Source organism: Emticicia sp., assembly GCF_049241225.1.
Lineage (GTDB): Bacteria > Bacteroidota > Bacteroidia > Cytophagales > Spirosomataceae > Emticicia.
Genome location: NZ_JBMLRC010000373.1, coordinates 1 through 8932, shown reverse-complemented (window position 1 = coordinate 8932; position 8932 = coordinate 1). Strand labels below are relative to the sequence as shown.

At 37.9% G+C, this 8932-nt stretch carries 11 protein-coding genes; 8 read left to right on the top strand and 3 right to left on the bottom strand.

Annotated elements, in window-relative coordinates; translation table 11 throughout:
- The 8 genes from ACOVO2_RS19685 to ACOVO2_RS19650 form a co-directional block, all read left to right on the top strand.
- Positions 1-168: ATP-binding protein (locus ACOVO2_RS19685; protein WP_421771619.1), on the top strand; the 168-nt coding region annotated here is incomplete at its 5' end.
- A 69-nt stretch (positions 169-237) separates the two neighbouring features.
- Positions 238-891, top strand: coding sequence for a nicotinamide riboside transporter PnuC (gene pnuC / locus ACOVO2_RS19680; RefSeq protein ID WP_421771618.1), 654 nt, complete (start codon positions 238-240; stop codon positions 889-891).
- A gap of 128 nt (positions 892-1019) precedes the next feature.
- Positions 1020-2297: a TIM barrel protein gene (locus ACOVO2_RS19675; RefSeq protein ID WP_421771617.1), complete on the top strand. Its 1278-nt coding sequence runs from the start codon at positions 1020-1022 to the stop codon at positions 2295-2297.
- Between the two features lie 109 nt (positions 2298-2406).
- A complete protein-coding gene (locus tag ACOVO2_RS19670; RefSeq protein WP_421771616.1) occupies positions 2407-2994 on the top strand; it encodes a transposase in 588 nt (195 codons plus the stop codon).
- A gap of 116 nt (positions 2995-3110) precedes the next feature.
- The gene (locus tag ACOVO2_RS19665; protein ID WP_421771615.1) at positions 3111-3851 is read left to right on the top strand and encodes a (Fe-S)-binding protein; all 741 of its coding nucleotides are present in this window, start codon (positions 3111-3113) and stop codon (positions 3849-3851) included.
- Complete coding sequence (locus ACOVO2_RS19660; RefSeq protein WP_421771614.1) at positions 3848-5233, top strand: lactate utilization protein B; 1386 nt, start codon at positions 3848-3850, stop codon at positions 5231-5233. The genes ACOVO2_RS19665 and ACOVO2_RS19660 overlap by 4 nt, the downstream gene beginning before the upstream one ends.
- Positions 5234-5280: 47 nt before the next feature.
- Entirely contained in the window at positions 5281-5847 is a 567-nt protein-coding gene (locus tag ACOVO2_RS19655) for a LutC/YkgG family protein (RefSeq protein WP_421771613.1), read from the top strand.
- Between the two features lie 285 nt (positions 5848-6132).
- Complete coding sequence (locus tag ACOVO2_RS19650) at positions 6133-6654, top strand: hypothetical protein (RefSeq protein ID WP_421771612.1); 522 nt, start codon at positions 6133-6135, stop codon at positions 6652-6654.
- Between the two features lie 3 nt (positions 6655-6657).
- Here ACOVO2_RS19650 and ACOVO2_RS19645 read toward each other — a convergent pair whose 3' ends face one another.
- The 3 genes from ACOVO2_RS19645 to ACOVO2_RS19635 all read right to left on the bottom strand — a co-directional run.
- Complete coding sequence (locus ACOVO2_RS19645) at positions 6658-7350, bottom strand: LytR/AlgR family response regulator transcription factor (protein WP_421771611.1); 693 nt, start codon at positions 7348-7350, stop codon at positions 6658-6660.
- A gap of 27 nt (positions 7351-7377) precedes the next feature.
- Positions 7378-8577: a sensor histidine kinase gene (locus ACOVO2_RS19640; protein WP_421771610.1), complete on the bottom strand. Its 1200-nt coding sequence runs from the start codon at positions 8575-8577 to the stop codon at positions 7378-7380.
- A 22-nt stretch (positions 8578-8599) separates the two neighbouring features.
- The coding region (locus tag ACOVO2_RS19635) for a hypothetical protein (protein WP_421771609.1) at positions 8600-8932 on the bottom strand (333 nt) is incomplete at its 5' end.

The window sequence follows — 8932 nt, the reverse complement described above, 5'->3', positions numbered from 1 at the left end:
CAGCGAGTATTTATTCCAAACTTTACAACCAAAGTTGGTGGGTCGGGACTTGGCTTAGCAATGGCCCGTAGGGGTGTAGAGCACGCAGGTGGAAATATTTGGTTTGAAACCGAAACCGACCGAGGAACGACTTTCTTCATAGATTTGCCGCTGGCGATTAGACCATAATATTTTTTAAGTGAAACTTAGTGTTCCTTAGTGATAAAAAAACTTTTAATTTGTACAAAAAATGTACAAATGAATTTCTTCGATATAAATAACATTCTTTTTGAGTTTTTGGGCGTGAAAATGAGTCACCTCGAATTCTACGCAACACTTACGGGTTTGGTGGCGGTCATTTTGTCGGTGCGTGAAAATGTGTGGAGTTGGATGCTGGGCTTGCTAAATGTAGTGCTGGCGTTTGTGATGTTTTATCAGATTCAGCTTTATCCCGATATGTTTTTACAGATCTTCTTTTTTATTACCAATATTATAGGTTTTTGGCAGTGGAAATTTCCGAAAGAGCAAGAAGCTAACCTGAAAAATGAGTTGAAAATCAGTCAGTTATCTTTACAGCAGTTTGCTGTCTATTCGGCAGTTGGTTTAGTTTGTACTTATTTGCTCGGCACCTTTGCCAAGAATTTGAGCGAGCTAATTCCGCAACTTTTTAGCAAACCAAGTGCTTTTCCGTACATGGATTCATTCACGACTGTCATGAGTATTTTTGCTACATTTCTACTCATCAGAAAAAAAGTAGAAGCTTGGTGGATGTGGCTTGCTATTGATATTATTAGTACTTACATGTATTTCATGAAGGAAGTGAAACTATATTCATTATTATATGCTGTTTTCTGTGTAATTGCACTTTTCGGAGCAATTAACTGGACAAAAGAGTATCGTAGAACTGCCTAATCTTGGCAGGCAAGTACAGGATAGTTTTATAATTTTTTAAATAGAAAATTGCATCTGTTTTGTGAAAAAATTAGTAAAACGTCGCACCGAATTAAACATTTATCATTCAACATTAATCATTGATTAAGATGCTCAGTAACGATATTATTCAACAGCATAACGAAAAATTACAGGCCGACCACCAGTTTAGATTGGCATATTTGACCGAACTCCTCGACCGTAAGGGTATTGATATTCAGACAATTATTGATAAAATTAAGGCTTTCCAGGTAGCCATTCCGAGTTGGGCTTTGGGTACGGGCGGAACTCGCTTCGGGCGTTTTCCGAATGGTGGTGAGCCAAGAAATTTGGAAGAAAAAATCGAAGATGTAGGGCTGATTCACCAATTAAATCGCTCGTCGAATTCGATTTCATTGCACATTCCGTGGGATATTCCATCTGATGCCAATGCTATCAAACAATTACTGAAAGCCAATGATTTGACGATTGACTCGGTAAACTCTAATACTTTTCAAGACCAAAAAGACCAACCGTATTCATATAAATTTGGTTCGCTTTCGCACACCAAAAGCGAGGTGCGTGATTTAGCGATTCAGCACAATATTCAGTGCGTAGAATATGGCAAAATGCTTGATTCTAAGGTGCTTACAGTTTGGTTGGCCGATGGCTCAAACTTCCCTGGGCAGTCTCACATGAGGAGTGCTTACCAACGTACAAGCGATTCATTATCAAGTATTTATAAATCAATGCCTGATGATTGGACGATGTTGATTGAGTACAAGCCTTACGAGCCGCATTTCTACTCGATGGTGATTCCCGATTGGGGAACTTCCTATTCTCTTTGCCAAACGGTGGGAAAAAATGCTCAAGTTTTGGTAGATTTGGGTCACCATTTGCCAAACACAAACATCGAACAAATTGTTGGACGCTTGATGCACTTCGGTCGCCTCGGTGGTTTCCACTTTAATGGCTCAATGTACGGCGATGATGATTTGACAACGGGAAGCATCAAACCATACCAATTCTTCTTGATTTTCAACGAATTGGTTGATGGAATGCAAGACCCAAGTGTAAAAAATCCGCCGTTGGCTTGGATGATTGATGCAAGCCACAACACAAAAGACCCAATCGAAGATTTATTGCAGTCGGTAAATGCAATTCTGACAACTTACGCAAAAGCACTTTTGGTTGATAGAGTAGCTTTAGCCGATGCCCAAGAAAATAACGATGTGCTGCGTGCCGAAGAATTATTGCGTGATACTTTCATGACTGATGCACGAGCATTGGTAGCGGAAGCAAGTCGCCAAGCAGGTGGAGCAATCGATCCAATTGCCACTTTCCGTGGAGGAAAAATAAGAAGCGGTTTGGTTGATAAAAGAGGCTTTAGCGTGGCTACGGGGTTGTAGGTTTCGGTCTATACTGCAGGTCTGACCGCATTGTTATAGAGATAAATCACAACATAAAATAAAAAGGTCAGACTCGGGGTGCGTAACCTGCGAGACCTTTATAAAACCAATGAAGTTAGAGCAAGACAAACTGTATCATATTTATAATCAAGGCAATAATAAAGAAAAGGTTTTCTATAATTCTGAAAATTATCTTTATTTCTTGCGTAAATTTAGACAGTTAGTTTTGCCACATTGTGATGTTTTGGCTTATTGTTTGATGCCAAACCATTTCCATTTTTTGATAAATTCAAATAAAAACTCCATCGAATCAGTGCAAATAGGTGGTATTTTTATGAATAAGGTTACTAATGGATTCCGTTTATTGCTAAGTGATTATGCACAGAAAATAAATGAACAGCAAAAAAGGAGTGGTGCTTTATTTCGACCAAAAACAAAAGCTAAGTTAGTTGAAACACAAAGTGAATTCTATCCATCTGTATGTTTTCATTATATTCATCAAAACCCGATAAGAGCTAATTTAGCTACTAAAATTGAGCAATGGCCTTATTCTTCTTTCAATGGTTATGCTGGATTTAGAGATGGAACATTATGTAATCAGCTTTTAGGAATGAAACTGTTGAATATTTCAAGAGAAAATTTTTACGAAGAATCTTGTCAGATTGTTGATGAAAAATACAAAGATTATTTCTTTTGACTTTTGGTCGTTTCGGTCTGTACCGAAGGTCTGACCGCATAGTTTCGTACAACAAAACACAAGCCTAAGATATTGAAAAGGTCAAACCTTTGGTACAGACCTTTAGACAAAAAAATATGAAAGTAGCCTTATTTATACCTTGTTACGTTGACCAGTTCTATCCAAATGTGGGTGTTGCGACCTTGCAATTATTGGAAAAATTGGGTGTGGATGTAGTCTTTCCGATGAAACAAACGTGCTGTGGGCAACCGATGGCCAATGGAGGTTGCGAGCAAGATTCTAAAGGTGTTTACGAACATTTTGTTGAAACATTTTCTGAGTTTGATTACATCGTTACGCCTTCGGGAAGTTGTACGTATCATATCAAAAAACATTACGATATTATTGAGCAAACGCCAGCCGTTCAGAAAGTCAGAAAATCGGTTTATGAATTAGTTGATTTTATTGAAAATGTGCTGAAAATAGAAGAAATTCCTGTAGATTTTCCGCACAAAGTTGGTTTGCATTTGAGTTGTCACGGTCAGCGTGGACTCCGCCAAGCCAATGCTTCCGAAATCACGGGTGTGCGAGATGGACAAATTTCAAAATTATTACGTAAACTAAAAGGTATCGAACTCACCGAACTCGACCGAAACGACGAATGTTGTGGTTTTGGCGGAATGTTTTGTGTAACCGAAGAAGCCGTTTCGGCACGTATGGGAAAAGACCGAATCGCTGACCACCTTCGCAACGGAACAAAGGTTTTGACAGGGGGCGATGTATCATGTTTAATGCACCTCGAAGGCATAGTAAAACGCCAAAACGCACCAATAAAAGTAATGCACATAGCCGAAATTTTGAACGGAAATCAACCATGAACCACCAAAATCACCCAGAATTAGCCGAAGCTTTCAATAAAGATTTTGAGCGTACGACTTGGCACGACGAAACGCTTTGGTTTGTGCGTCAGAAACGAGACAAAGCGGTTTATCCAATTCCCGAATTTCAGGATTTACGTACCCTTGCCTCCGAAATCAAAGACCATACACTCAGCAATCTTGATAATTATCTCATCGAATTTGAGCAAAATGCCATAAAAAATGGCGTAAAAGTGCATTGGGCAGCCGATGCCGCCGAGCATAATCAAATTGTGATGGACATTATCAAAAATTCGAGTAAAGTCGAGGGAAGAAATCCTCGTTTGGTGAAAAGCAAATCAATGCTTACCGAAGAATGCCATCTGAATGGTTTTCTCGAAAAAAACAATATTGATGTAGTAGATACCGACTTGGGCGAACGTATCGTACAGTTTAGAAACGAGCCACCAAGCCATATTGTATTACCCGCCATTCACCTCAAAAAAGAAGATGTAGGCGAAACTTTTCACGAACATTTGGGTACTACTAAAGGCGAAAAAGACCCTCAAGTGCTGACCGAAGCGGCTCGTCAGCACCTCAGAGAAAAATTTGTAGCGGCCGATGTGGCTCTTACGGGCGTAAATTTTGCCATTGCCGAAACTGGTAGTTTTGTGGTTTGTACCAACGAAGGAAACGCCGATTTAGGCGTAAATTTGGCAAAAGTGCATATTGCGTGCATGGGCATCGAAAAGATTATTCCAAAACTCCATCATTTATCGGTTTATACCCGATTACTTGCTAGAAGTGCTACTGGTCAGCCAGTTACAACCTATACCTCGCATTTTACAAAGCCAGTCGAAGGCAAAGAAATGCACATCGTAATTGTGGATAATGGTCGAACGCAACAACTCGGCAGAGCTGATTTTAGAAATTCGCTGAAATGTATTCGTTGCGGGGCTTGTATGAATACTTGTCCAGTGTATCGTCGAAGTGGCGGACATAGTTATGATTTTACCGTTCCTGGCCCAATTGGTGCAATTCTTTCTCCGAATATTGATTTACATAAACATAAAAGTTTGCCTTTTGCCTCTACGCTTTGTGGGTCGTGTTCGGATGTTTGCCCTGTGAAGATTGATATTCATGTGCAGCTCTACAAATGGCGACAAATTGTTGGTCAAGCAAACGAACTTTCTACGACAAAAAAATGGGGTATGAAAGGTATGGCAAAAGTGCTTTCGATGCCAAAAGTGTATGATTTGAGTGGAAAATTGGCTCGTGGAGCTTTGCGGATTTTACCACATGGACTTACGCATAACCAAAGCATGAATCCGTGGGCAAAAGCAAGAGAACTGCCCGATGCTCCGAAGCAGAGTTTCAAAGAATGGTATGAGAAGAATAGATAGCCCCACCCAACCCTCCCCAATAGGGAGGTCTTTTTTAAAAGTAAACAATGACCAGCAGAGAGAAAATATTAAATAGCATAGCCAGCAATAAACCTGCTTTGACGACGCTGCCTAATGTGCCAATTTTTGAAGGAGATGGAAGTATTGAGCGATTCAAGACTGTGCTCGAAGGTATCGGTGGTAGAGCCATAGAAGTGGCTTCAAAAGCTGATTGCCAAACGGCTATCGATAAGTATTACAGTGATTTAAAAAATGTGGCTTCTGATATTGTTAAAGCAAACGTTGAGGTAAATCTTGATACAACTAAAGAGATTTTAGAACAAGTCGATTTGGCCGTGATTCAGGGAGAAATAGGTGTTGCCGAAAATGGTACCATTTGGGTGCCTGAGAGCAATATGCTCAATCGAGCTTTGCCGTTTATTACCCAACATTTGGTTTTGGTGCTTGATAAAAACAATATCGTTGCCAATATGCAGCAAGCTTATGATAAACTCGAAGGCGTAGGTAGTTATGGCGTTTTTATAGCCGGACCCTCGAAGACTGCCGATATTGAACAATCTTTAGTTATTGGAGCTCACGGAGCCAGAAGTATGATGGTTTTGATTTACCAATAGATAAATTACTGTTTCTTGTAATTATTCAGAGATTATTTTGTAATTTTATTAGAAATTATCTTTAAATGTTTAAAAGGAACTCGTCAAATGAGCGAAAGGTTTACCAGTATGTTTTTTACATTGGTTCTTTTGGTAAATGTCTATTTTTTTGTAAAGATTGAGCCTAACGAACTAAAGAATCAAATGGATAGATTATTGGCTCTATTCCTTTTTCAGTTCGACTATTTCTTTTTGTTTGTTTATATTTTCTCCAAATTATTTAAAAACTTCCAAAAGTCTTTAATATTGCTTGCCATCTGTTACGGAGGGCTTTTCTGTTTAGGTCTTTCTTCGTTTGTTATTGTTGATGAAAAGGAGTTTGATGTTGTCTATTCTTATGCTCAACCTATTTTGAGGTTATTGTTGGTTGGGGTTTTCTTTGAAATGGGTATTAAAAAACTCGACTTATCCGATATCAAGAATATACTTTTAGCTACTTTAGCACTGGCTGGAGGATTGTATTTCCTCTATCTATTGAATCGTCACCCGAGAACGTCCATGTTTTCCTTTAATTTATACTGGGTCGGGATAATGATTTTTCTTTTTACTGGAATTCAACTTAGGGTTCGTCGAAACAATATTAGAGTATTATTTCTCATAGGCTTGTTTTTTACTGTTATTGCTGACTTATATTATATTTTACCTCCGGAAGAACGAGTATACGAGCTCACCTATATGTTTGTAAGAGTCATCAATACAGTCGGTGAGTTTTTAATTGTCAATCATGTTCTAAGATTTTATGCTTTTAAGAGCAGAAAACATCTTTAGGCTTTACTTCACCATCCAGATTTTCTTCAAAACCTCCATCAAATCATCACGGTAATTGGCAGCTATTGGCACTGCTTCTGCACCGACCCAAACTTGATGACGCTCAATTTTTTTGACATGGTTGAGGTTAATCACGAATGATTTGTGTACTCTGAAAAAATCAGCTTTGGGTAGCATTTCAATGGCCTCGGTCATGGTCATGCGAGTGACGGTCTTTTTATCAGATTCTTTAAAAGTGAGATAATTGCCTTCAGATTCTACAAAAAGTAAGTTTTCGATGCTAATTCTGACCAAATCATAGCCATCTTTTACGAATAAATATGGGATTTTTGGAGCTTCTTCGTTGATATTTTCGTAGGCTTTTTGGCAGGCCTTCATAAATCTGCTAAAATCAATGGGCTTTAGTAGATAATCAAGTGCATTAATATTGAAAGCATCAACTGCGTATTGAGAATAGGCCGTTGTGAAAATAACCGATGTATTTTGTGGTAAAAGTTGTGAGAAATCAAGGCCAGTAATATCTGGCATATTGATGTCGAGAAATACTAAATCACAAGGATTCTTCTTCAAGAAATCAAGTGCTTCCATAGCACTAACGAAGGTTTCTTGCAAATCAAGAAAAGTAACTTTTTTGGCGTGGGCTTTGATTACTTCCAGAGCCATTGGCTCGTCGTCTATGGCAATTGCTTTTAGCATTGAATGGTTGTGGTTATAGATTTCAATTTACTTCAAATTCACTTCCAGCGAGACTTCAAAGATATTATTTTCGTTCGATATTCTCAATGAATGTTTGTGTGGATAGTTGAGGGCAAGGCGGCGTTGGGTGTTTTCGATACCTGTTGAAGTACCAACTTCCAATTTATCGAATTGTTTGATGATGCTGTTTCGGCACGAAAAATTTAGTTTTTGGTCTTTTATCTTAAAATTTAGGTCAATAAAACTTTCTTGCGTAATACTGATGCCATATTTAAAGGCATTTTCGATGTACGGAATTACCAAAAGCGGTGCAATTTGCGTCGGTTGTTCGTCCCAGTCAATGTTGATATTGATTCTGATATTATCTCGTTTCGGAATTCTCATTTTATTTAATTCCACAAAATCGTACAGAAATTGGACCTCTTTTTCGGCTGAAATTCGTTCGTTTTTTGTGCCTTCAACTACGTGCCGCATGATGCTCGATAATTGCTGAATACCTTCGGCAGTTTTTGGACTATCTTCAACGATGGCCGTTCCGTAGAGATTATTTAACACATTAAACAAAAAGTGCGGATTTATTTGTGCTTTTAGGGCCGAAAGCTCAACTTTTGTTTTCTGAATTGCCATTTCTCGTAGTCTTTTGTGTGAATCTGAAACATATTGAATAACCGAATAGATGACCGAAAAACCAATCCAAGTGTTAGTGATAAATGTATGTAATCCAAGTGGTTCAGCTTTTAATCCGAATAAACTTAGCAATATAGTAAAGATGAAAAAATACAAGAAAACTAATACTAAAAAGTAAAAAAACTTACCTTTTCGACCTTCATCAACGAATAAATTCTTAAAAAGAAATTGGTAATTGAATTCGGCAATGAGAATTGTTGTGCCAGATAAACTAAAAATAAAAGACTTTGATTTTAGAATAGCCCCAACAACGTATCCTATTTTATATGAAAAAGAATTTCTTTTAAAAGCCGCCCCTTTTTTTTCAGTGAATGTGCTTTTAAACTTATCGGCAATTTCCGATAATGGATGGTCAATGGTAAAATACCAAATCGTATGAGCCAGACTTAAAGCCGTCAGAATAGCCACAATCAACACCCAATGTTTTTTTGCGAAAGGAATAATTGTTTCTTTCCAGTATGTTTTATTGAAAATATTTCCGAACGAAAACTCCATTGGTCGATTAATTGGTTTTGAGGCGAAATTAAGGCTTTTTTCCATGTTATAGTGTGGATTTAGTAGCTTATTTATCAGATTTTCTGAAAAAACTTACCCAATTGATAATGGCCACTAGTGTAAATAATGAAGCAATAACCCAGTCGAAATTATCTTTATTGAAATACTTTACCCATTTCATTATTGCCAAAGCACTCCAGATGATTCCTGAAATTAAATTTGGATTAGTACCTTTATATTTTGATGCTATTTTAGCAAATTCATATTTTAAAAAAGTAATAATGCCTGCAATAAGGAAAGTAAGAATAACGATGTGCGGTAGCCCAAATCCAGTAATCGGGCTTACATAATTGATTATAAAGCCAAAAGCTGCCAGTGCCGCAAACGTAATTCCGAAAAA